The sequence below is a fragment of the Spirillospora sp. NPDC047279 genome, assembly GCF_040643285.1.
GTDB lineage: Bacteria > Actinomycetota > Actinomycetes > Streptosporangiales > Streptosporangiaceae > Spirillospora.
In genome coordinates this window covers 571,832-594,140 of record NZ_JBEYUA010000002.1, presented here as the reverse complement: position 1 = coordinate 594,140, position 22,309 = coordinate 571,832, and the positions used below count along the sequence as shown (strand labels likewise).

The window sequence follows — 22,309 nt, the reverse complement described above, 5'->3', positions numbered from 1 at the left end:
CCAAAGGGCAAAGCCGACTTACGATCCAGGAGTGAGCCCCTCACTGATCCTGGCCATCGTGGCCATCGCGGTCGGTGCGCTGGTCCTCTACCGTTCGGTGCGCATCGTGCCGCAGGCGACCGCTGACATCATGGAGCGGTTCGGCCGTTACCACCGCACGCTCAACGCCGGGCTCAGCCTCGTGGTCCCGTTCGTCGACCAGGTGCGCAACCGGGTCGACCTGCGCGAACAGGTGGTGCCGTTCGCGCCGCAGCCGGTGATCACCGCGGAGAACCTGGTGGTCAGCATCGACACGGTCATCTACTACCAGGTGACCGACACCAAGGCCGCGACCTACGAGGTCGCCAACTTCCTCACCGCGATCGAGCAGCTGACCGTCACCACGCTGCGCAACATCATCGGCGGCATGGACCTCGAACGCACCCTGACGTCCCGCGAGGAGATCAACACCGAGCTGCGCGGCGTGCTGGACGAGGCCACCGGCAGGTGGGGCATCCGGGTCAACCGGGTCGAGCTCAAGGCGGTCGACCCGCCTGACTCGATCAAGGAGGCGATGGAGAAGCAGATGCGCGCGGACCGCGACAAGCGCGCCTCCATTCTCACCGCCGAGGGGCAGAAGCAGTCCGCGATCCTGACCGCCGAGGGCGAGCGGACCTCCTCGGTCCTGCGGGCCCGCGGGCAGGCCGAGGCCTCGGTGCTCGCCGCGGAGGCGGACGCCAAGGCGCAGGCGGCCCGCGCCCGCGGCCAGGCGCAGGCCATCGCGACCGTCTTCAAGGCGATCCACGAGGGCAACCCGGACGAGCGGCTCCTGGCGTACCAGTACCTGCAGATCCTTCCGCGGATCGCGCAGGGTGACGCCAACAAGGTGTGGATCGTCCCCAGCGAGATGGGCAAGGCGCTGGAGGGGCTCGGCGGCTTCTTCGGCGCCGTCCGCGACACGGCCAGGGGCGCCGCCAGGGACAACGACGGCACCACGACGGCCGTCCCGGCCACGTCCCCGCCGGCCGCGGCGCCACCCGTCCCGGCTGCTCCGCCCGTCCCGGCTGCTCCGCCCGTACCGCCCGTTCCGGCCGCGCCGCCGATTCCGCCCGTGCCGGCGGCTCCGGTCGCGCCCGCGGTGCCGCCCGTACGTGCCGAGGCGGCGGCCATCACCGCCGAGCCGAACGATCGTGACGGCTCGCAGCGCCCGCGTGACGACGACGACTACCGTCCGTACGCGCCCTGAACGAACTCGGGCACTCGCCGCACCCGTCCCGTTCCGGACGGTAGCATCACCCACCCGGTGCCTCCCGTGAGCTGGGGACTCCCTACGATCGTGGGCCGTACAGCAGTCATCAGCGGGGTGGGTCGTTTTGAACGTGCTCGACGGGGTCGCCATCTTCGCGGCGGGCATCGCCGCGGGCGGCATCAACACCATCGTCGGCTCCGGATCGCTCATCACGTTCCCGACCCTCGTGGCGCTCGGCTACCCGCCGGTCGTCGCGAACGTCTCCAACAACATCGGCCTGGTGCCCGGGTCGATCACCGGCGCGTACGGCTACCGCAAGGAGCTCAAGGGCCAGCGTGAACGGCTGCTCCGGCTGGGCAGCGCGTCGTTCCTCGGGGCGATCGTCGGGGGCCTGCTGCTGCTCGGCCTGCCCGAGGAGGCGTTCAAGGTCATCGTCCCGGCGCTCATCGGCGTCGCGCTCGTGCTGGTGGTGGTGCAGCCGCGCCTCCAGGCCTGGCTGCTGGCCCGCCGGGAGAACCACCACCCCAACGGGGGCCCGTGGTTGTGGGTGGGCGTCCTGGCCGCGGGGATGTACGGCGGCTACTTCGGGGCCGCGCAGGGCATCGTGCTGATCGCGCTGCTCGGCATCGCGCTGGACGACGACCTGCAGCGGGTGAACGCGGCGAAGAACGTCCTGTCGGGCGTCGTCAACGGGTCGGCCGCCCTGCTCTTCATCACCATGTCGATCATCAGTGACACGAGGATCGACTGGCCCGCCGTGCTGCTGATCGCGGCCGGTGCGACGGTGGGCGGCGTGCTCGGCGCCAAGGTGGGGCGCCGTATTCCGCCGATGGTGCTGCGCGGGGTCATCGTCGTGGTGGGCGTGGTCGCGATCGTCAATCTTCTGCGCTGACCTGCCGTTTCGCCCTTACTTGGAGGGTTCGCTGCCCCTTGTCCGGGTATAAGTCGAATATATGTTCGACACGGTGAGGGGTCTCAGGGCATGAAGGGCGACAGGGTCGAGATCGTGATCGATGCGGGCGGCGAGGGCACCCGCACCTACGAGGTCGTCGCCACGCGCGCCGGCCGCCGCGTCGAGGTGACCAACCGGCGTGGAGTGGTCGAGGTCAGCGAGGTCACCCGTACCGGCACCCCGGTCCGGACGGCGAGGTTCATGGCCAGCCGCGTGCTGGCCCTGGTGGAGTACCCCATCGCGGACGCGGAGGCCGCGTCCCCCGACCGAGGCCTGACTCTCCCCGGCACGGCCTGAACCCCCGCCCCAGCGTCGCCGGAGCCGAGCCTGAAGGTCAGGGGACGGGGCGGACCTGGACGGTGCCGTCTTCCAGGACGCGGGATTCGAAGGCGGGCTGGCGGCCGGTCGCGGGCCCGTGGACGACCGAGCCGTCGCGGACGCGGAACGTGCTGCCGTGCCAGGGGCAGACCACGCAGGGGTCGGCGTCGTCGTCGGTGATGATGCGGCCCTGGTGGAGCGGGCCCGCCAGGTGGCTGCAGCGGTCGGCGAGGACGTGGATGTCGTCGCCGCTGCGCAGCACGAAGAGGCCGATGTAGCCGAGGCGGCGGTGGACCGGCCAGCCGTCGGGGAGCTCGGACGCGGCGCACAGGTCGTGCCAGCCGAGCGGCACCAGATGGGCCACCTGGTCGGCGTGGCTGGCGCCCGCGGCCTGCCGGAACGCCAGGTGCCCGCCGAGGAACCCGCCCGCCAGCAGCGCGGTGAGGCCCGCGTAGCCGAACGTGCGGCCGGCGGTGTCGCGGCCCTGATGGCGGGCGATCAGGGAGGCCGTGTAGAGGAGGCTCGCGCTCGCGGTGCCCATCGCGTGCACCAGGCCGACCCGCTGCTGCTCCTTGTGGAGGGCGGACCAGTCGGCGATGCCGGTGAGCGCGGTCGGCACCGCGCCCGCGAGCCCGGCCGCGACGAGCGTCTTGGACGCGCGCTGGGTGCCCGGGACGAGGTCGAGCACGGCCGCCGAGATCCAGAGGCCCATCGGCAGGTCGGTCAGCGGAGGGTGCGCGGGATGGCCGCCCGGCACGCCGTGCAGCGCGTCCTTGACCTTCCCGGGGCGCAACACGCGCTGGACGCTGATCGAGAGCGTCCTGACGGCGCGGTCGAGACCGCGGGCGTGCTCCAGGCTCTCGGCCAGGTCCACGGGATGCGGCCGGACCGGTCGCCGAACGCCGCGCCGGAAGAGCTTGCTCGCCCGTCGGTTCAATGTCCCTCCTCGGGAGCGCGATTGAGACGGCCGTAATCCGACATTAGTCTCCGCTCACGCCCTCGGGCCACCCGTGGGAATGCTTGGTACCTACCAATGGGTAAGAACGCCTAAACCAGAGCCCGCCGCTCACGGGACCACGTCTTCTAAGGACCGGCCCTTCGCTTAGAGTGAAATCCTCAGGATCACGACCTGGGCGAGGTCGAGCCCCATGGACGTTCCCCCGCCGGCGGAGACCGCGGCGCGCCGCGCGGACGACCCGGATCTCGTCATCGCGGCGATCGAGCTCCGGTTTCCCGGCTGGAGCGCCTGGCGCAGCGACACCGACCGCTGGTGGGCCTTCCGCACCGCGGCCGACCCCCTCACCATCGAGGAGCTGCGCGCCGGACACCGCCTGATCGTCCAGGCGGACACCCCCGAGGAGCTGCACGCCGCCATCCGAGCCGAGATCGACTCGGCCGCCGGCGCCGACCCCGGAGGCCCGCCGGGGCCCGGTCCCGGCGTGGGTCAGGGCCCGGGCCCGGCGTGAGGTTAGAGAACGGCGTGGGCTGGAGAACGGCGTGGGCTAGAGGACGGGCTCCAGTGTCACCGGGACGCCGTTGAAGACGGCGGTGCCGGAGAGCGGGTCGATCTCGCGGTCGTCGGTGACGGCGTTGACGTTGACGCCCGCGTTGCGGCTGGCGATCCCGGTGCGGGTGCCGGGACGGTCGTGGCCCCACCCGTGCGGCAGGCTCACCACGCCCGCCATCACCGAGGTGGTGGGCTCGGCGACGGCCTCGATCGTGCCCGAACGTGAGGTGACGCGGACGACGTCGCCGCCGCGGACGCCCAGCCGGGCGGCGTCGGCCGGGTTGAGCTGGAGGGTGCAGGTGTTGGACCCGCGCACCAGCTCGGGCAGGTTGTGCAGCCAGCTGTTGTTGGAACGCAGGTGGCGGCGGCCGATCAGCAGCAGCTGCCCGTTGAGCGCGATGCCGTCGGAGGCGCCGTCGAGGGCGGCGTAGAGGCGGGCGGCGTCGGCGGCGAACGAGGGCGGGCACAGCTCGATGCGGCCCGAGGACGTGCACAGGACCTCGTCCAGGCGCGGCTTGAGCGGGCCCAGGTCGAGGCCGTGCGGGTGCTCGGTGCGCAGCCGGGCCAGAGTGAGGCCCTCGGGGTCGGCGCCGAATCCGTCGCCGTACGGGCCGAGGCGCAACATCATGTCGAGCCGCTGCTCGGTGGAGCTGGTCGTGGAGTCGAGCATCTTGCGCAGCTCGTCGGCCTCCCGGCCCTCGACCGGCGACCCTTCGAGCGCCGTGGCCTTCCCGAGCGTGGTCATGATGATCATCTCGTCGAGGTCGGCGGGCGCGGCGTCCATGCCGGAGGCGATGACGGCGAGCCGGGCGAGGATCTCGGACTCGCTGGGCCGTCCCTCGGGCAGCGGCAGCGCCGGCACCGAGTAGCGCACGTAGTCGCGGACCGTGAAACCCAGCAGGGCCAGGTCGTAGTGCGGCGTCTGCGTCGGCCGCGGCGGCGGCAGGATCACGTCGGCGTGCCGGGTCGTCTCGTTGAGGTACGGGTCGACGCTCACCATGAACTCGAGCCCGGCGAACGCGGTGTCGAGCCGGGACCCGCCGGGGGCGGAGAGCACCGGGTTGCCGCCGATCGTGATGAGGGCGCGGATCTGGCCCTCGCCCGGCGTCTCGATCTCGTCGGCCAGCGTGGCGACCGGCAGCTCGCCGTTGACCTCGGGCAGGTCGCGCACGCGGCTGCGCCACCGGCCGGTGGTGAACGGGCGCTTGGGCCGGTAGGTGGGCATGTGGGCGGGCCGCGGGAACATCGCGCCGCCCGGCTGGTCGAGGTTGCCGGTGAGCACGTTGAGCGCGTCGACGAGCCAGCTGTTGAGCGTGCCGTACGCCTGGGTGCAGGTGCCGATGCGCCCGTAGACCGCGGCGCGGTCGGCGGCGGCCAGTTCGCGCGCCATCCGGCGGATGTCGTTGGAGGCGATGCCGGTGATCTGGGCGACGCGCTCGGGCGGGAAGTCGACGGCGAGCGCGCGCAGGTCGTCGAGCCCGTTGATCCGCCCGGCGAGGCCGTCCACGCGCGTGAGGTCCTCGGCGAACAGCGTGTGGACGAGCGCGATGAGCAGGAACGCGTCGGTGCCGGGCCGGATGAAGACGTGCTCGTCGGCGAGCGAGGCCGTGCGGGTGTGCCGCGGGTCGACCACGGTGACCTTGCCGCCGCGTGCGCGGATGGCCTTGAGGCGGCCGGGGAAGTCGGGCGCCGAGCAGAGGCTGCCGTTGGACTCCAGCGGGTTGGCGCCCAGCATCAGCAGATGGTCGGTGCGGTCGAGGTCGGGCACCGGGATGGCGAGCGGGTCGCCGAAGACGTGGCCGCTGCTGACGTGCTTGGGCATCTGGTCGGCGGTGCTGGCCGTGTAGACGTTGCGGGTGCCGAGCGCCTTGATGATGGCCGCGCCGTAGAGCGGGCCCGCGATCGAGTGCGCGGTCGGGTTGCCGATGTAGACGGCGACGGCGTCCTTGCCGTGGCGCTGGACGACCTTGCCGATCTCGCGCCGTACGGTCTCGAACGCGTCGTCCCAGGTCCCGGCGGTGTGGTGGTCGTGGTCACGGACCATCGGCTCGGTCAGCCGGTCGGGGTCGCCGTCGAGCCGCCCGAGGGTCGCGCCCTTGGGGCAGATGAAGCCCTGGCTGAGGGGGTCCTTCTTGTCCCCTCGTACTCCGGTGACCGTCCCGGCGTCGTCCAGGGTGATCTCCAGGCCGCACAGGGCCTCACAGAGTGGGCAGGTGCGGTAGGCCGTGCTGCTCATCGAGAAGCTCCTCGTCGCCGGGACCGTACCAATCATGACCTGCCGGATGACGGCCGCGCCAATTACTAGAACGGTAAACCAGTTGGGGCACAGGGGTCAGGCCCCCTGGCAGGACCGGAATCGGGTCGCCGACGTCGGATTCGGGGCCCTCCGCACCGGAATCCCGGGGAAGCGCGCTCGGAGCCATGGTCGAGGGGGCTTTTCCGGAGTTACCTTGACCGTAAGGACATCCGGCCGCCTCTGAGGAGACGCCATGGAGGCGTGGGTCGCCTGGCTGATAGTGGCCGCCCTGCTCGGGGTCGCGGAACTGCTGACCCTGACGCTGGCCCTCGGCCTGCTCGCCGTCGCCGCGCTGCTGGCCGGCCTGGCGGGCGCCGCCGGGTTGCCGCTCGGCCTGCAGATCGTGGTGTTCGCGGTCTCGTCGGCGGCCGGGCTCGCGGTCGTCCGGCCGGTCGCGCGGCGCCACATCAGGCAGCCGCCGCCGCTGCGCTCGGGGACGGCCGCGCTGGTCGGGCGCGAGGCGTACACGCTCACCGAGGTCAGCAGGGCCGGCGGCAGGGCGCGGATCGGCGGCGAGGAGTGGACCGTGCGGCCGTACGACCCGGACCTGGTCATCCCGGCCGGGCGGGTCGCCGACGTGCTGGCCATCGAGGGGGCGACCGCGCTGCTCTACCCCGTCCCCACCGCGCGGCCGGACGACCCGAGGCCGGACGGTCCATCGCCGGAGGCGCCCGCGCCGGACTGAGGAGGCAGCCATGACCGATCTCGCCATCGCCGGCATCATCCTGCTGGTCGCCGGGCTGACCCTGCTGGTCGTCACGGTGATGAGATCGGTGTGGATCATCCCGCAGGCCAGGGCGCGCAACGTCGAGCGGCTGGGTCGCTACAGCCGCACCCTCCAGCCGGGCATCAGCTTCATCGTCCCGTTCGTCGACCGGGTGAAGCCGCTGATCGACCTGCGCGAGCAGGTCGTGTCGTTCAAGGCCCAGCCGGTCATCACCGAGGACAACGTGGTCGTCCACATCGACACCGTGCTGTTCTTCCAGGTGACCGACCCGCGCGCGGCCGACTACGAGATCGTCGACTACATCAAGGCGATCGAGCAGCTCACCGCCACCACGCTGCGCAACGTGATCGGCACGCTCGACCTGGAGGCCACCCTCACCTCGCGGGACCGCATCAACACCGCGTTGCGCGGGGTGCTCGACGACGCGTCCGGCAAGTGGGGCATCCGGGTCACCCGCGTGGAGATCAAGGCGATCGAGCCGCCGGCGTCCATCAAGGACGCGATGGAGAAGCAGATGCGCGCCGAACGGGAGAAGCGCGCCACGATCCTCACCGCGGAGGGCGTCCGGCAGTCGAAGATCCTCACGGCGGAGGGCGAGAAGCAGTCCGCGATCCTCCAGGCCGAGGGCGCCAAGCAGGCGGCGATCCTGGAGGCCGAGGGACAGGCGCTGGCGATCGAACGGGTCTTCAGCTCGATCCACGCCCACGACGCCGATCCGAAGTTGCTGGCCTACCAGTACCTCCAGACGTTGCCGAAGCTCGCCCAGGGCGAGGGCAGCACGTTCTTCGTGATCCCCAGCGAGCTGACCTCGGCGCTGCGGGCGGTCTCGGAGGCGTTCGGCGGCACGATCGACGAGGCGCTCGCGTCCACCTCCGGGGAACGGGCCCAGGCGCGACCGGAGCAGTCGCGGCCGGAGCGGCCGGGGCCGGGCACGGAGCGGCCTCCCCGCGAGCTGGAGGTGCCGGCGCCCCGCGACGGGGCGATGCCGCCCTACGAGCTCGCCCCCGGGCCCGAGCTGGGCAGCGAGCACCAAGGGCGGCCCGGGACGATTCCCGGGCCGCCCTCGCGGCAGAAGTGAGGCACCGAAGGATCCTGCGGTCAGGCGCGGCCCCGTGCTCAGGCGCCGACCGCCTCGCCGTCAGCCCTGGCCGTTGACGCCCAGGCCCCTGGCGACGCGGTCGCCCAGGTCCTTGTGGACGTTGCGCCAGTACTCGACGACGCGCGGCTTCATCTCGGCGGTCACCTCGGGCGAGCTCGCGTGGTTGACGATGTTGGTGACCATGTGATCGCGGCCGGTGTCGTCCAGCACCTTCTCCCAGAGCGTGCGCGGCTGCCCGAAGTCGTCGTCCTCGCGGTGCAGGGTGTACGCGCTGCGGATGATCTCACCCGCGACCTCGTACGACTCGCCCTTCCACAACTCGGGGTCGGCGACCGGGCCGCCCATCGAGTTCGGCGCGTACACCGGGTCGGGCGAGTTGCGGTAGGCCATCGGCCCGTCGAAGTTGTACGAGTGGACCTCGTTCTTCGGGGCGTTGACCGGCAGCTGCAGGTAGTTGGGCCCGATCCGGTAGCGGTGGGTGTCGGGGTAGGAGAACAGCCGTCCCTGCAACATCTTGTCGGGGGACGAGCCGATGCCCGGCACGAAGTTGGCGGGCTCGAACGCGGCCTGCTCGATCTCGGCGAAGTAGTTGTCCGGGTTGCGGTTGAGCGTCCACTTCCCGATCGTGATCGGCGGGTAGTCGCCGTGCGGCCAGACCTTGGTCAGGTCGAACGGGTTGAACCGGTAGTCCGCGGCCTCCTCGAACGGCATGACCTGCACCTGCACGGTCCAGGACGGGTGGTCGCCCGCCGCGATCGCGTCGTGCAGGTCGCGGATGTGCAGCTCGGCGTCCTTGCCCTTCCACTCGTCGGCCTCGGCGTCGGTGAGGTTCTTGATGCCCTGGTCGGTCTTGAAGTGGTACTTCACCCAGAACTTCTCGCCCGCGGCGTTGTACCAGAGGAACGTGTGCGAGCCGAACCCGTGCATGTGGCGCCACGACGCGGGCGTGCCCCGGTCGGTCATCAGGAACGAGACCTGGTGCGCCGACTCGGGCGACAACGTCCAGAAGTCCCACTGCATGTTGTTGTCGCGCAGGTGGTTGTCGGCCCGGCGCTTCTGCGAGTGGATGAAGTCGGAGAACTTCTGCGGGTCGCGGATGAAGAAGATCGGAGTGTTGTTGCCGACGAGGTCGTAGTTGCCCTCCTCGGTGTAGAACTTGATCGCGAAGCCGCGCGGGTCGCGGTTGGTGTCGGGGCTGCCGAGCTCGCCGGCGACGGTGCTGAAGCGCACCAGCGACTCGGTCCGCGCGCCTTTCTGGAACAGCCCGGCCTTGGTGTACTGGCTGACGTCCTCGGTGATCTCCAGGACGCCGTACGCGCCGCCGCCCTTGGCGTGGACCACGCGCTCGGGCACCCGCTCACGGTTGAACCGCGCCATCTTCTGGATCAGGTAGTGATCCTGAAGCAGCAGCGGGCCGTTCGGTCCCACCGACTGCGAATGCTCGTCGCTGGGTGCGGCGATGCCCGCGTCGGTCGTCGTCGTGGGCCTCTCGCTCATTGCGCGGTCCTCCTTGCTCCGTTGGGTTCCCGGATCCGCGGGAAGGCGGTGACGCCCGTGGTCGCCGGCCCGTCCGCCGATCTCCAGATCGCGACGCGCGTGGTGGTCACCCGCAGCCCGGTCATACCGCCGAACGAACCCCCCTAAACAAGACTTACTCAAGACAATGAATCATCCGCCTTTGGTCAAAAGTGGCCGCTGACCAGGGAGATCTTTAGCTTCCGGCCTTCGCTGGACGTCGCTGCCCGCACCTTCCCGAACCACGGTGCCCAAACCCGCATCGAAGCAGGGCACGAGGGCGGAAACGGGGAGGCCACGATGCCGATCAAGCGCACACGGCGGTCCGGCACGGTCGCGGCGGCGCTGCTGCTGGGGGCGGCGGCGACGAGCGGATGCGGGTTGCTGGGAGCCGCGGCCGAGGGGGACGGCGGGGGCGGCGGGGCCGGCGACCACCCGTTCACCGTGGCGTTCGGCGGGGACGTGCACTTCGAGGGGATGATCTCGACCCGGCTGCAGAGCGCGCCCGACACGGTGTTCGGGCCGATCGCGGCGGAGTTCAGGAAGGCCGACCTGGCGATGGTCAACCTGGAGACCGCGATCACCGAGGGTGGCACGCCGGCGCCCAAGGACTACACGTTCCGTGCGCCGCCGGCCGCGTTCCAGGCGCTCAGGACGGCCGGGCTGGACGTCGTCACCATGGCCAACAACCACGGCATGGACTACGGCGAGGCCGGGCTCCAGGACTCCCTGGCCGCGAGCGGGCGGGCCGGGTTTCCCGTCGTGGGCATCGGGCGCAACGCCGCCGAGGCGTACCGGCCGTGGACGACCACCGTCAAGGGCACCAAGATCGCGGTCATCGGTGCCACCCAGGTCCTGGACGACAACCTGATCGAGTCGTGGACCGCCACCGACGCCAAGGCCGGCGTCGCCTCCGCCAAGAACGCGCCGCGCCTCGTCCAGGCCGTGCAGCGGGCGCGCAAGGAGGCCCACGTCGTCATCGTCAACCTGCACTGGGGGCAGGAGCGCAACTCCTGCGCCACCCCCGCGCAGCGGCAGCTGGCCGGGCAACTGGCGGACGCGGGCGCCGACGCCATCGTGGGCAGCCACGCCCACGTGCTCCAGGCCGGCGGCTACCTGAAGGGCAAGTACGTCCACTACGGGCTCGGGAACTTCGTCTTCTACAACGGCAGCGGCCCGACGGCGCAGAGCGGCGTGCTCACTCTCACGTTCGACCCGAAGGTCAAGGACACCCGGGTCACCAAGGCGAGCTGGGCGCCCGCCGTGGTCACCGACGGCGTCCCGCAGCCGCTCGCCGGAGCCTCGGCCCAGCAGGCCAGGACGCAGTGGGAGGGGCTCCGGAACTGCGCGGACGTGAAGGCCGGGCCTGCGGCCTGACCGGCCACCGCCGGCCGTGATGGCGGCGGCAAGATCATGCTATGGGTGGGCAAAGGCCTGTAGACGGGGTTTTGGAGTTTCCTTCCGATAAGCCGGAAGTGGCCTGGGGGAGGAACCGGCTTGTCAGCCGTTCAGGCCATTCGAAGGAGATCCACCATGCCCTTCTGCTCCACCCGCGACGGTGTCGACATCTACTACAAGGACTACGGCTCCGGCGACCCGGTGCTGTTCATCCACGGCTGGCCGCTGAACGGCGACGCCTGGGAAGACCAGATGAAGGTGGTCGCCGACAACGGCTTCCGCGGCATCGCGCACGACCGCCGCGGCCACGGCCGTTCCGAGAAGCCCTTCGACGGCTACGACTTCGACACCTTCGCCGACGACCTCAAGGACCTCATCGAGCACCTCGACCTGCGCGACGTCACGCTGGTCGCGCACTCGATGGGCGGCGGCGAGCTGGCCCGCTACATCGGCCGGCACGGCACCGACCGGGTCAAGAAGGCCGTCCTGCTGTCGGCGATCCCGCCGCTCATGGTGCAGACCGACGCCAACCCGGAGGGCGTGCCCGAGAAGGTCTTCGACGACATCAAGGACGGGATCATCAGCGAACGGTCGCAGTACTGGAAGGACGCCGCCGTCGGGTTCTTCTCCGCCGACCGGGACGGCACCCAGGTCACCCAGGGCAACAAGGACGCCTTCTGGTTCATGGCCATGCACCAGATCATCGAGGCCGGGGTCAAGTGCGTGGACGCGTTCGGGTTCACCGACTTCCACGACGACCTGAAGAAGTTCGACGTCCCGACGCTGGTGGTGCACGGCGACGACGACCAGATCGTGCCGATCGACGCCACCGGGCGGAAGTCCGCCGAGATCATCCAGGACGCGACCCTGAAGGTCTACGAGGGCGGCTCGCACGGGATCGCGCTGGTGCCCGGCCAGAAGGAGAAGTTCAACGCCGACCTGCTGGACTTCCTCAAGAGCTGAGGGGAGCGCCGATCATGGCTCTGCTGTCGCCCGGCTTCCACCGCCGCCGCCCGGAAGGGGAGGCGGACGCGGGGGATCGCCTTCCGCCCGGCCAGTACCTGACCGACGGGTTCCCGGTGTTGTCGGCCGGACCGACCCCGCGGATCATCCCGGCGTCCTGGTCGTTCACCGTGGAGAACGAGAACGGCCAGAAGACGTCGTGGTCGTGGCAGGAGTTCATGGACCTGCCGCAGGAGACGCCCACGGTGGACATCCACTGCGTCACCCGCTGGTCGAAGTTCGGCACCAGCTGGCAGGGGGTGTCGCTCGACACGCTGCTGGAGAACGTGGAGACCGACGCCGGCTACGCGGTCTTTCACAGCCACGGCGGCTACACGACCAACGTGCCGCTGGAGGAGATCACCGACGGCAAGGCCTGGATCGTGCACACCTTCGACGGCGAGCCGCTCGACCCGGAGCACGGCGGGCCCGCCCGCGGGCTCATCCCGCACCTCTATTTCTGGAAGTCGGCCAAGTGGGTCCAGGGCGTCCGCCTGCTCGACCACGACGACCCGGGCTTCTGGGAGACGGCGGGCTATCACAACCACGGCGACCCGTGGCGGGAGGAACGTTATGCCTGGGCCTGAGCCGACCGGGCTCGGGCGATCGTGACCGCGCCGGAGACGGTGCGGCCCACGCGGGACGGGCCTCGGGCACGTCCCGCGTGGCGGGTCGCCCGGCTGGCAGCCGACCGGCGGGAGAACGCGCGGACCCGCACGCTGGTGCTGGAGGTGCCCGGCTGGCCGGGCCACCTCCCCGGCCAGCACGTGGACGTGCGCCTGACGGCGGAGGACGGCTACACCGCCACCCGCAGCTATTCGATGTCGGCGCCCGCCGACGGCGAACGCGTCGAGATCACCGTGCAGCGGGTGCCGGACGGGGAGGTCTCGCCGTACCTGACCGAGGACCTGCCGGTCGGCGCCGAGATCGAGATCCTCGGGCCGGTGGGCGGCTGGTTCGTGTGGCGTCCCGCGCCCGCGCCCACGCTGCTGATCGCGGGCGGCGCCGGGATCGTTCCGATCATGGCCATGGGCCGGGCCTGGCTCGGCACCGGCGACCGTGCCCAGGACGGTGCCGGACGCGACGGTGCCGCACGCGGAGGCGCCGGGGCGATGCGGGTGATCTACTCGCTGCGTTCGCCGGACCTGCTGTGTTACCGCGACGACCTGGACGCGCTGGCCGCCGCCGGCGCACCGGTCCTCTACGCCTACACCCGGCGGCCCGCGCCCGGCGGGCACCGCCCGGCCGGACGCCTGACGCGGGAGGAGATCGTCGAGCACGGCTTCGCCGCGGACCAGGGCCCGGCCTGCTTCGTCTGCGGGCCCACCGGGTTCGTCGAGGCCGTCGCGGCGGCCCTCATCGACCTCGGGCACGACCCGGCACGCGTGCGCACCGAACGTTTCGGACCCAGCGGAGGATGACCATGGCAGCCGAACGACCCATCACCGACGACCGCCATCTGGACGGCAACGCCCTGGCCGGGCCGCTGAGCATGTTGTTCGTCCCGGACATCGCCACCTCCACCGGCAGGTGCGGCAGCTGCGGGCGCGGCGACCTGCTGGCGCGCGCGCCGCTGTACGCGCAGGCGCCCGGCCAGGTGCTGCGGTGCCGCCACTGCGGCAACGTCGTCCTGCGGCTGGTCAGCGCGCCGGACATGTTCTGGCTCGACCTGCCGCACGGCAGCGGCCTGGCGATCCCGCACACCGCGCCCGCCGATGTTTCACGCGATGTTTCACGTGGATCTTGATCGTCGTTCCCGGACCTGACACGCCGGACCTCGCCACGGCCCATGGCATGCTTGGCCGAGCCGAACAGGGGAGACGAGGTCCGGATGCGCAGGAACACGATGGCGGTGACCGCCGTGGCAGGAGTGCTGGCGCTGGCCGCGGGCGCGTGCAGCAGCGGGTCCGGCAGCTCCGAGGCCGAAGGCGGCACCGGCCCGTCGAAGCCGCCCGCCACCGGCCCCGCCTCGTCGCCCGCCGCGCCGGCCAAGCAGCCGATCATCATCGCGTTCGGCGGTGACACCCACTTCGAGCACAACCTGCGGGCCCGCCTGGCCAACCCGGCCACCGCGCTGGGCCCGATCGCCAGGACGCTGCGCGCCGCCGACCTGGCCATGGTCAACCTGGAGACGGCGATCACCACCGGCGGCACCAAGGCGCCGGGCAAGGAGTTCGCGTTCCGCGCGCCGCCGTCCGCGTTCACCGCGCTGAAGGCCGCCGGGGTCGACGTGACCTCGATGGCCAACAACCACGGCATGGACTTCATGGAGACGGGCCTGCGCGACTCGCTCAAGGCCATCCGCGCGACCCGCTTCCCGACCGTCGGCATCGGCCGCAACGCCGCCGAGGCCTACAAGCCCTACCGGGTGACGGTGAAGGGCAACCGGCTCGCGATCGTCGGCGCCACCCAGGTGCTGGACGACCACCTGATCCCGGCGTGGACGGCCACCGACGACAAGGGCGGGCTCGCCTCGGCCAAGGACGTTCCGCGCATGGTCAAGGCCGTACGGGACGCCCGGCAGGGCTCCGACTACGTGATCGTTCACCTGCACTGGGGGGCGGAGCTCCAGCCCTGCCCGCTGCCGCGCCAGCAGGAGCTCGCCAAGCAGCTGATCGCGGCGGGCGCCGACGTGGTCGTCGGCGGCCACGCGCACATCCCGCTCGGCGGCGGCTACCTCAAGGGCAAGTACGTGCACTACGGGCTGGGCAACTTCGTGTTCTCCTCGGCGCGCGGCCAGACGGCCAACTCCGGCGTCCTCCTGCTGAAGCTGGACGGCGGCAAGGTCACCGCGTCCCGGTGGCGGCCGGCGCGGATCTCCTCCGGCCTCCCGATCCCGATGAGCGGAGCCGCCGCGACCGCCGAGGTCAAGCGCTGGAACGGGCTGCGCTCCTGCGCCGGGCTGTCCGCCACGCCGTGACGCCCGCGCCCGGGCGCTGGACTCTCCCGCGGTGGGAGGGCCCAAGCTGGGGGTGTGAGCGAAGATCTACTGCCGATCGGGCGGTTCGCCCGGCTGTGCCGGTTGAGCGTCAAGCAGCTGCGGCACTACGACGAGCTGGGGCTGCTGTCCCCGGCGCGGGTGGACCCTGACTCCGGCTACCGCTACTACCGGCCGGACCAGGCCCGCCAGGCGTTGTCGATCGGGCTGCTCAGGTCGCTGGACGTCCCGCTGCCCGACATCGGCCGGACCCTGGAGTCGGGCACGGCGGCGCTGGCCGGCGTCCGCGACCGGATGGAGGCCGACCTCGCGCGCCGCCGCACCGCTCTGGAGCTGCTCGAACGCGTGATGGCCGACGGCCTGCCCCGGTCGGAGGTGTCGGTCGTCCACGAGCCGGCCCGCACCGTCGTCGTCGAACGGGACGCGGCGACGCCCGCCACCATCGGGGCGGCGACGTCCCGGTGCGTGGCGCGCGTGATCGAGGCACTGAGGCCGCACAGCCTCATGATCGGGCTCTTCCCGCTCGACCTGGCCGACGAGTTCGTGGTCGGCGTGGCGGTCGAGCACGAGGACGGCCCCGAGGTGCTGCCGGGCGGCCCGTACGCCATGGCCACCCATGTCGGCCCGTACGGCCAGATCTCCTTGACCGCGCACGCGCTGTTGTCGTGGTGCGGCGACCACGGCCACGTCCCGGAGGGGCCGCTCCGCGAGCTCTACCTCAACGCGCCCACCGACACCCCGCCCGAACGCCTGGTGACCCAGCTGATGATCCGACTCGAGGACAGACCCTGACCAAGACCTGACCCCGGCGTCGGATTACCGCCTGACCCGCCGTCCGGCGGCTCTGGACAGATCGTCCGAGGGGCGTACGTTCGCAAGCAGGAGCACTCTCAGACGAGCAGGTGAGCGCGATGCGGGATCATCGAGTGCGGTCGGGCGAGATCGAGCTGGCGGTACGCGAACGAGGAACCGAGCACGGGCCGGTCGTGGTCCTGATCCACGGCTACCCCGACACCGGCGCGGTCTGGGACGAGGTCGCCGAGGGCCTCGCGAGCCGGTTCCGGGTGATCACCTACGACGTGCGGGGCGCGGGCGCCTCCACCGCCCCCGAGGACCCGCTCGACTACGGCGTGGACGTGCTCCTCGCCGACCTCGCGGCCGTGCTGGACGGGGTCGGCGTGGAAGGGCCGGTGCACCTGGTCGGGCACGACTGGGGCTCGATCCAGGGCTGGGAGGCCGTGACCGGCGACCGGCTGAGCGGGCGGATCGCCTCGTTCACCTCGATCTCAGGACCGGCCCGCCAGCACGTCGGCCCCTGGGCGCGCGAGACCGCCCGGACCGGGCCGCGCGGCGTCCTGGAGGTCCTCGGCCAGGCGCGGCGCAGCGCCTACATGCCGGTGCTGATGACGCCGCGCACCGGTGAACTGCTCGCTCGCGCCCTCCCGCTGGTCTTCGAACGCGGGATGCGGGCGGCCGAGGGCGCCGAGCCCCGCCCGGGCCACCCCGCTCCGACGCTGCACCGGGACGCGGTCAACGGCCTGGGCCTCTACCGGGCCAACATGGGGCGCCTCAACCCGCCGGAGGGCGAGGGCCGCACCGACCTGCCCGTCCAGCTGATCGTGCCCACCAAGGACCGGTACGCGACGCGCGGACTGCTCCTGTCGGCGCGCGGCCGGGCGAGCCGGCTGTACGTGCGGCGCCTGCCCGCCGGGCACTGGGTGGCGCGCAGCCATCCGGACGTGGTGGCGCGGTGGATCGGCGAGTTCGTGGACCACGTCGAGGACGGTGTGGAGACCCAGGACATCGCCCGTGCCCGCGCGGCGGGCGAGCCCGGCAAGGCGTTCGGCGGGCGGCTCGTCGTGGTCACCGGGGCGGGCAGCGGCATCGGCCGGGCCACCACCCGCGCCTTCGCCAGGGAGGGCGCGCGCGTCGTGGCCGCCGACATCGACGAGGGCGCCGCCAAGCACACCGCCGACGAGGTCGCCGCGGACGGCGGGGAGGCCCACGTCTACGGCGTGGACGTGTCCGACGCCGACGCGATGGACCGTTTCGCCGTCTACGTCCGCGAGACGTTCGGGGTGCCGGACGTCGTGGTCAACAACGCGGGCATCGGCCTCGGCGGCCCGCTCCTGGAGACCGACGAGGAGGCCTGGGAGCGGATCAGGTCGATCAACCTGGACGGCGTCTACCGGGGCTGCCGGCTCTTCGGACGGCAGATGGCCGACCGCGGCGAGGGCGGTCACCTGGTCAACCTCGCGTCGATGGCGGCTTTCACGGTCAGCTCGGGCCTGCCCGCCTACTCGGCCACCAAGGCGGCCGTGCTCCATCTCAGCGAGTGCCTGCGGGTGGAGCTGGAGCCGTACGGCATCGGCGTCACCGCGATCTGCCCCGGCGTCATCAACACGCCGATCACCCGCCACACCCAGATCCTCGGCGTCGAACCCGCCGTCGCCGACCGCATGCGCGAGCAGGCGGCCCAGGCGTTCGAGCGGCGCGGCTACCCGCCCGAACGGGTCGCCGAGGCCATCCTGCGGGCCGTCCTGCACGACCGCGCCGTCGTGCCCGTCGCCCCGGAGGCCTGGGTCGGCCAGATGATGTCGCGGGTGGCCCCGTCGGCCGGCCGGGTGATCGCCCGGTTCGGGCGCCGCGCGGGCGAGCGTGCGCGCGAACGTCTCGCGCCCGAGCACCGGGCCGAGGAGATCACCTCCACACCGGAAGAGATCACCCGGGGACGTGACGGCGCACCCGGAACCGATCACCGGGACGGTTCGTTCTAAGGGCTGAACGGACGCGAACGTGCTCGTCACCGGCGCCGAGGGTTCTTCGGGAGCACCCTCGGCGCCGGTCGCGAGCGCGGCGAGACGGTCCCTCCTCTCGCGGTCCTCGACGGCGTCCCGCAGGCCCGGTCTCCACCGCCGCACGTCCGCATGCTGATCGTCGGCGAATCACGGATGAGCCCGGAAGAGGGTTCGGCGCGTACCTCTGTGTGGGTGCGGGACAACCTGGATCGATTGGGCTTCCGGGAGGGACGAGAGATGAGCATGCGCCGGGCCCGGCGGGGGCCGTCCAACCGCGGGCAGAGGCCGCCCGACCTTGGGCTGGGGACGCGCGGATACACCCAGGGCCCGTCCGAGTACGGCAAGGGCTGGTCCGCCTACGGCACCCGCCCACCCGACCCCGAACGCACCCCGCCCCCCCAAGAGCACAGCCACCCCACCGCCGAATACGGCCTGCCCGCCCAAGAACACCTCCCGCCCGCCCAAGAGCAGGGCTGGGCCGTGCAGGAGCAAGGCTGGGCTGGGCAGGGGCAAGGCTGGGCTGGGCAGGAGGAGGCCTGGTCGGCTTACGAGCGGGCCTGGTCCACGCAGGCGCCGCGACCCGGGGACGGGCAGGGGCCCAGGTACGAGAGGGTGGCCAGGGCCGAGGCGGAGTCTCCGTATGAGCGGGGGCCGCACACCTACGGGCAGGGGTGGTCCGAGGACGGCCGGGGGATCCCCTCGTACGGGCCGGGGGTGCTGGACTACCGGCAGGGAACGCCGCGGCGCGGTCGCCGGGGGCGGGCGCGCTGGCTGGTGGCGGCTGGTGTGGTCATGCTGGGCCTGGCGTCGACGGGCGGGTACGCCGCGTACACCGGGCTGGACGGCAACATCCGGCATGTCAGCGCCGACGACCTGGGCGCCCGGCCGGCCAAGCGGACGAAGGCCGAGAACTTCCTGGTGGTGGGGTCCGACAGCCGGGACGGGGCCAACGCCAGGTACGGGCGTGAGGCCGGGGCCCGGACCGACACCATGGTCCTCTTCCATGTGCCCGCGAACGGGCAGAACGTGCGGGCGATCAGCCTGCCCCGCGACTCGATGGTGCGGATCCCGTCGTGTTCGGCTCCGGACGGCTCGGCCCTCCCGGCGCAGACCGCGCAGATCAACTCGGCGTTCAACACCGCGGGGCTGACCTGCGCGTGGAAGACCGTCGAGGCCACCACGGGCGTGCGCGTCGACCATGTCATGGAGATCGACTTCAGCGGCTTCAAGGGCATGGTCGACGCGCTCGGCGGGGTCGACCTGACCGTGCCGCGGGCCATCAGCGACCCCAAGGCCAGGCTCCGGCTGGCGGCGGGTCGGCAGCGGCTCAACGGCGAGCAGGCGCTGGCGTACGCGCGGGTCCGCTACAGCGTGGGCGACGGCTCGGACCTCTCCCGGATCAAGCGGCAGCAGCAGCTCATGCGGGCGATGGCGACCAGGGCCAAGGCGGAGCTGACGAACCCGCGCAAGCTCTACGCGTTCCTGGAGGCCTCGACCAAGTCGATCACCACGGACCCGGGGCTGGGCCTGCGGGCGATGTTCGATCTCGCGCGCAGCATGGGCGACCCGTCCACGATGACGTTCGTGACCGTTCCGGTCCGGCCCTATCCGGCCGACCCGAACCGCGTCCAGTGGACCGAGCCCGCGGCCCAGCGGCTCTTCGCCTCCCTGCGGTAGCGCCCGCGCGAGGTCGAGGAATGGCGAGCCGGGCCATCGGCCCCCGCCCGATGGCCCGGCACGTCACGCCTCAACCCCCGCGGGCCCCGCTCAATTCCTGGCCGCCGCGATCAGGTCCCGGTACCAGGCGTACGAGCTCTTGGGGGTGCGCGCGAGCGTCTCGTAGTCGACGTGGACGAGGCCGAAGCGCGGCCCGAAGCCCTCCGCCCACTCGAAGTTGTCCATGAGCGACCAGGTGTAGTAGCCGCGCACGTCCACGCCGTCGTCGATCGCCGCGCCGACGGCCTTGATGTGGGCGTCCAGGAACTCGATCCGGCGCGCGTCGTCCACGGTGCCGTCGGCGGCGACCTCGTCGGGGAACGAGCAGCCGTTCTCGGTGACGTGGATCGGCGGCAGCGCGTCCCCGTACCGCTCGCGCAGGCCGCGCAGCAGGCCGCCGAACGCCTCGGGCACGATCGGCCAGCCCATGCCGGTGACCGGGTGACCCTCGATCTCGGTCATCTCGAACGGCAGCGGCCCCTCCTGCGGCGCCGCCAGCCGGGTGGGCTGGTAGTAGTTCACGCCGAGGAAGTCGATGGGCGCCGAGATGGCCGCGAGGTCGCCGTCCTGGACGAACGCGGCCGGGTCGGGGCCGCCGAGCGCGACCACATCGGGGTAGGCACCGAGCAGCACGGGGTCGGTGAAGAGCCTGTTCATGAACGCGTCGAACGCGGTGGCGGCGGCCCGGTCGGCCGGGTCGCCGGGGTCGGCGGGCCAGGCGGGCGAGTAGTGGTTGGTGATCCCGATCTGGCGGGCGCCGCGGTCGCGCAGCGCGGTCACGGCGAGGCCGTGGCCGAGCAGCTGGTGGTGCGCGGTGGGGAGCGCGTCCAGCATCAGCGTGTGGCCGGGCGCGTAGACGCCGAAGGCGTAGCCGTACGCCATGACGACGACGGGCTCGTTCAGGGTGATCCAGGTGCCGACGCGGTCGCCGAGCCGTTCGGCCACGACGGCGGCGTACTCGGCGAAGTGGTGGGCGGTGTCGCGGTTCATCCAGCCGCCCGCGTCCTCCAGGGGTTGCGGCAGGTCCCAGTGGTAGAGCGTGGCGGCGGGCGCGATCCCGCGTTCCAGCAGCCCGTCGACGAGGCGGTCGTAGAAGTCCAGCCCGGCGGCGTTCACGGTGCCGCTCCCGGTGGGGACGACGCGCGGCCAGGCGATCGAGAAGCGGTAGGCGTCGACGCCGAGCCCGGCCATCAGGTCCAGGTCCTCGGGCCAGCGGTGGTAGTGGTCGCAGGCGACGTCGCCGGTGTGGCCGTCCTTCACCCTGCCGGGGGTGTGCGCGAAGGTGTCCCAGGTCGACGGGCCGCGCCCGTCCTCCGCGACGGCGCCCTCGATCTGGTAGGCGGCGGTCGCGACGCCCCACTGGAAGCCCGCTGGAAAGCCCATGTGCTCCTTCTCCCCACCTCTCACGACCCAAACGCGAATATCTCTCGCATTTTAGGGGGTGTCCGGCGAGGTGAGGAAGGGATTGCGCTCCGCCTACGCAAGGTGTTGGTCCCGCGCTCCGCCGTGACGCGCGACAATGGACGGGTGACGGAGATCCGGACCCCACTGCGCCGCCGCCCCGCCCAGCGCCGCAGCGCCGAACGAGTGCAGCGCATGCTCGACGCCTGCGCGGAGATCCTCGATGAGGACGGGTACGACGGCCTCACCACCACGCGCATCGCGCAGCGAGCCGAGGTGGCGATCGGCTCGGTCTACCAGTTCTTCCCCGACAAGCGGGCGGTCGCCCAGTCGCTCGCCCTGCGCAACCTGGAGTCCTTCGGGCTGCGCATCTCCAAGGAGCTGGCCGAGGGGACCTTCGACGACTGGTCCGACACGGTCGGCGTGATCATCGACATCTACGTCGACATGCACCGCACGGTGCCCGGCTTCCGGGTGCTGCGCTTCGGCGACGTCGCCGACATCAACCTGCTCGACTCGGCCGCCGACAACAACGCGGTGGTCGCCGACCGGCTGCGCAAGATGATCGTCGACAACTTCGCGGTCGCCGAGACCCCCGAGCTGGCCCGTGCGCTGGCCATCTCCGTCGAGGCCGCCGACGCCGTGCTCAAGATGGCCTTCCGCCGCAACCCCGACGGCGATCCGGAGATCCTCGCCGAGACGGAGCGGCTGATCCACGGCTACCTGGCTGCTTACATCCAGCAGACCTGAATCGGGTGTATGTGGCACACTCGCCGCATTCCTCCCGAACCACAACAGAATCAGGTGTCCCCGTGGACCTCGAGAAGCTCCAGTCACAGAGCCGCTTCCTGGTGCGGCAGCGCGTGCGCATGATGGTCAACCAGTACGAGGTCCGTACCGAGGCGCCCGGCGGCTCCGAGGGGCAGATGGTCGCCTTCGCCCAGCAGAAGCGCCTGGCCTTCAAGGAGCAGGTCACCCTCTACACCGACGACAGCAAGTCCCGGCCGATGCTCGGCTTCAAGGCCCGCAGCATGATCGACGTCGGCGCCACGTACGACGTGACCAGCCCGTCCGGGCAGGCGATCGGCCTGTTCCGCAAGGACTTCGCCAAGTCGCTCTTCAAGTCCACCTGGCACCTCGAGCAGCCGGGCCTCGGCGTGGCCACCGGCAGCGAGCGCAACAAGAACGTCGCCATCCTGCGGCGCGTCTGGGAGTTCATCCCGTTCGCCAACAACATCCCGTTCGCCTGGCCCTACCACTTCGACTTCTACGCGGGCGACCAGATCGTCTTCTCGGTCGAGAAGAAGTTCGGCCTCCGCGACCGCTACGTCGTGGACATCAAGGACCCCAACCTGGACCGCCGGCTCGTGCTGGCGCAGGCGGTGGCGCTGGACGCCCTCCAGTCCCGCTGATC

General features: G+C 71.7%; 21 protein-coding genes. 17 read left to right on the top strand and 4 right to left on the bottom strand.

Annotation, left to right across the window (positions count from 1 at the left end; translation table 11 throughout):
- Window positions 1–31: 31 nt before the first annotated feature.
- From ABZ810_RS06875 to ABZ810_RS06865, 3 genes are all read left to right on the top strand, one after another.
- Complete coding sequence (locus tag ABZ810_RS06875) at window positions 32–1,225, top strand: SPFH domain-containing protein (RefSeq protein WP_358400148.1); 1,194 nt, start codon at window positions 32–34, stop codon at window positions 1,223–1,225.
- A 127-nt stretch (window positions 1,226–1,352) separates the two neighbouring features.
- The gene (locus ABZ810_RS06870; protein ID WP_358400146.1) at window positions 1,353–2,120 is read left to right on the top strand and encodes a sulfite exporter TauE/SafE family protein; all 768 of its coding nucleotides are present in this window, start codon (window positions 1,353–1,355) and stop codon (window positions 2,118–2,120) included.
- A gap of 90 nt (window positions 2,121–2,210) precedes the next feature.
- A complete protein-coding gene (locus tag ABZ810_RS06865) occupies window positions 2,211–2,477 on the top strand; it encodes a hypothetical protein (protein ID WP_358400143.1) in 267 nt (88 codons plus the stop codon).
- Between the two features lie 37 nt (window positions 2,478–2,514).
- On the opposite strand, the gene ABZ810_RS06860 is transcribed toward ABZ810_RS06865, so the two are convergent.
- Window positions 2,515–3,435, bottom strand: a complete 921-nt coding sequence (locus tag ABZ810_RS06860; RefSeq protein WP_358400140.1) for a Rieske 2Fe-2S domain-containing protein — start codon at window positions 3,433–3,435, stop codon at window positions 2,515–2,517.
- Window positions 3,436–3,646: 211 nt separating this feature from the next.
- Here ABZ810_RS06860 and ABZ810_RS06855 point away from each other — a divergent pair, with 211 nt between their 5' ends.
- Complete coding sequence (locus tag ABZ810_RS06855; protein ID WP_358400138.1) at window positions 3,647–3,964, top strand: hypothetical protein; 318 nt, start codon at window positions 3,647–3,649, stop codon at window positions 3,962–3,964.
- A gap of 36 nt (window positions 3,965–4,000) precedes the next feature.
- Here ABZ810_RS06855 and ABZ810_RS06850 read toward each other — a convergent pair whose 3' ends face one another.
- The gene (locus ABZ810_RS06850; protein WP_358400135.1) at window positions 4,001–6,241 is read right to left on the bottom strand and encodes a molybdopterin oxidoreductase family protein; all 2,241 of its coding nucleotides are present in this window, start codon (window positions 6,239–6,241) and stop codon (window positions 4,001–4,003) included.
- 253 nt (window positions 6,242–6,494) lie between these two features.
- Between ABZ810_RS06850 and ABZ810_RS06845 the strand changes: the two genes are divergently transcribed.
- Window positions 6,495–6,986: an NfeD family protein gene (locus ABZ810_RS06845; protein ID WP_358400132.1), complete on the top strand. Its 492-nt coding sequence runs from the start codon at window positions 6,495–6,497 to the stop codon at window positions 6,984–6,986.
- Window positions 6,987–6,996: 10 nt separating this feature from the next.
- Window positions 6,997–8,106, top strand: coding sequence for an SPFH domain-containing protein (locus ABZ810_RS06840; RefSeq protein ID WP_358400130.1), 1,110 nt, complete (start codon window positions 6,997–6,999; stop codon window positions 8,104–8,106).
- 60 nt (window positions 8,107–8,166) lie between these two features.
- On the opposite strand, the gene ABZ810_RS06835 is transcribed toward ABZ810_RS06840, so the two are convergent.
- A complete protein-coding gene (locus ABZ810_RS06835) occupies window positions 8,167–9,624 on the bottom strand; it encodes a catalase (protein ID WP_358400128.1) in 1,458 nt (485 codons plus the stop codon).
- A gap of 318 nt (window positions 9,625–9,942) precedes the next feature.
- On the opposite strand from ABZ810_RS06835, the gene ABZ810_RS06830 reads away from it, so the two are divergent.
- The 9 genes from ABZ810_RS06830 (at window position 9,943) to ABZ810_RS06790 (ending at window position 19,455) form a co-directional block, all read left to right on the top strand.
- Entirely contained in the window at window positions 9,943–11,019 is a 1,077-nt protein-coding gene (locus ABZ810_RS06830; RefSeq protein ID WP_358400126.1) for a CapA family protein, read from the top strand.
- A gap of 156 nt (window positions 11,020–11,175) precedes the next feature.
- Window positions 11,176–12,003: an alpha/beta hydrolase gene (locus tag ABZ810_RS06825; RefSeq protein ID WP_358400124.1), complete on the top strand. Its 828-nt coding sequence runs from the start codon at window positions 11,176–11,178 to the stop codon at window positions 12,001–12,003.
- A gap of 14 nt (window positions 12,004–12,017) precedes the next feature.
- On the top strand, window positions 12,018–12,629 hold the full coding sequence (locus ABZ810_RS06820) for a sulfite oxidase-like oxidoreductase (protein WP_358400122.1): 612 nt from the start codon (window positions 12,018–12,020) through the stop codon (window positions 12,627–12,629).
- A gap of 21 nt (window positions 12,630–12,650) precedes the next feature.
- Entirely contained in the window at window positions 12,651–13,463 is an 813-nt protein-coding gene (locus ABZ810_RS06815; RefSeq protein WP_358400119.1) for an FAD-binding oxidoreductase, read from the top strand.
- A gap of 2 nt (window positions 13,464–13,465) precedes the next feature.
- Complete coding sequence (locus ABZ810_RS06810) at window positions 13,466–13,789, top strand: DUF6510 family protein (RefSeq protein WP_358400117.1); 324 nt, start codon at window positions 13,466–13,468, stop codon at window positions 13,787–13,789.
- A gap of 84 nt (window positions 13,790–13,873) precedes the next feature.
- Window positions 13,874–14,962, top strand: coding sequence for a CapA family protein (locus ABZ810_RS06805; RefSeq protein ID WP_358400115.1), 1,089 nt, complete (start codon window positions 13,874–13,876; stop codon window positions 14,960–14,962).
- A gap of 54 nt (window positions 14,963–15,016) precedes the next feature.
- Window positions 15,017–15,772: a MerR family transcriptional regulator gene (locus tag ABZ810_RS06800; RefSeq protein WP_358400113.1), complete on the top strand. Its 756-nt coding sequence runs from the start codon at window positions 15,017–15,019 to the stop codon at window positions 15,770–15,772.
- A gap of 119 nt (window positions 15,773–15,891) precedes the next feature.
- Window positions 15,892–17,757 carry an SDR family oxidoreductase gene (locus ABZ810_RS06795; RefSeq protein WP_358400110.1) on the top strand — a complete coding sequence of 622 codons (1,866 nt, stop codon included), beginning with the start codon at window positions 15,892–15,894 and terminating at the stop codon, window positions 17,755–17,757.
- Window positions 17,758–18,015: 258 nt separating this feature from the next.
- Window positions 18,016–19,455, top strand: a complete 1,440-nt coding sequence (locus ABZ810_RS06790) for an LCP family protein (RefSeq protein ID WP_358400108.1) — start codon at window positions 18,016–18,018, stop codon at window positions 19,453–19,455.
- A 90-nt stretch (window positions 19,456–19,545) separates the two neighbouring features.
- Here ABZ810_RS06790 and ABZ810_RS06785 read toward each other — a convergent pair whose 3' ends face one another.
- Window positions 19,546–20,877 (bottom strand): GH1 family beta-glucosidase, encoded by a 1,332-nt coding sequence (locus ABZ810_RS06785; RefSeq protein ID WP_358400105.1) that lies wholly within the window; start codon window positions 20,875–20,877, stop codon window positions 19,546–19,548.
- A gap of 144 nt (window positions 20,878–21,021) precedes the next feature.
- Here ABZ810_RS06785 and ABZ810_RS06780 point away from each other — a divergent pair, with 144 nt between their 5' ends.
- Both ABZ810_RS06780 and ABZ810_RS06775 read left to right on the top strand, forming a co-directional pair.
- Window positions 21,022–21,645: a TetR/AcrR family transcriptional regulator gene (locus tag ABZ810_RS06780; protein ID WP_358400103.1), complete on the top strand. Its 624-nt coding sequence runs from the start codon at window positions 21,022–21,024 to the stop codon at window positions 21,643–21,645.
- A gap of 62 nt (window positions 21,646–21,707) precedes the next feature.
- Window positions 21,708–22,307 carry a hypothetical protein gene (locus ABZ810_RS06775; protein WP_358400101.1) on the top strand — a complete coding sequence of 200 codons (600 nt, stop codon included), beginning with the start codon at window positions 21,708–21,710 and terminating at the stop codon, window positions 22,305–22,307.
- Window positions 22,308–22,309 lie beyond the last annotated feature (2 nt).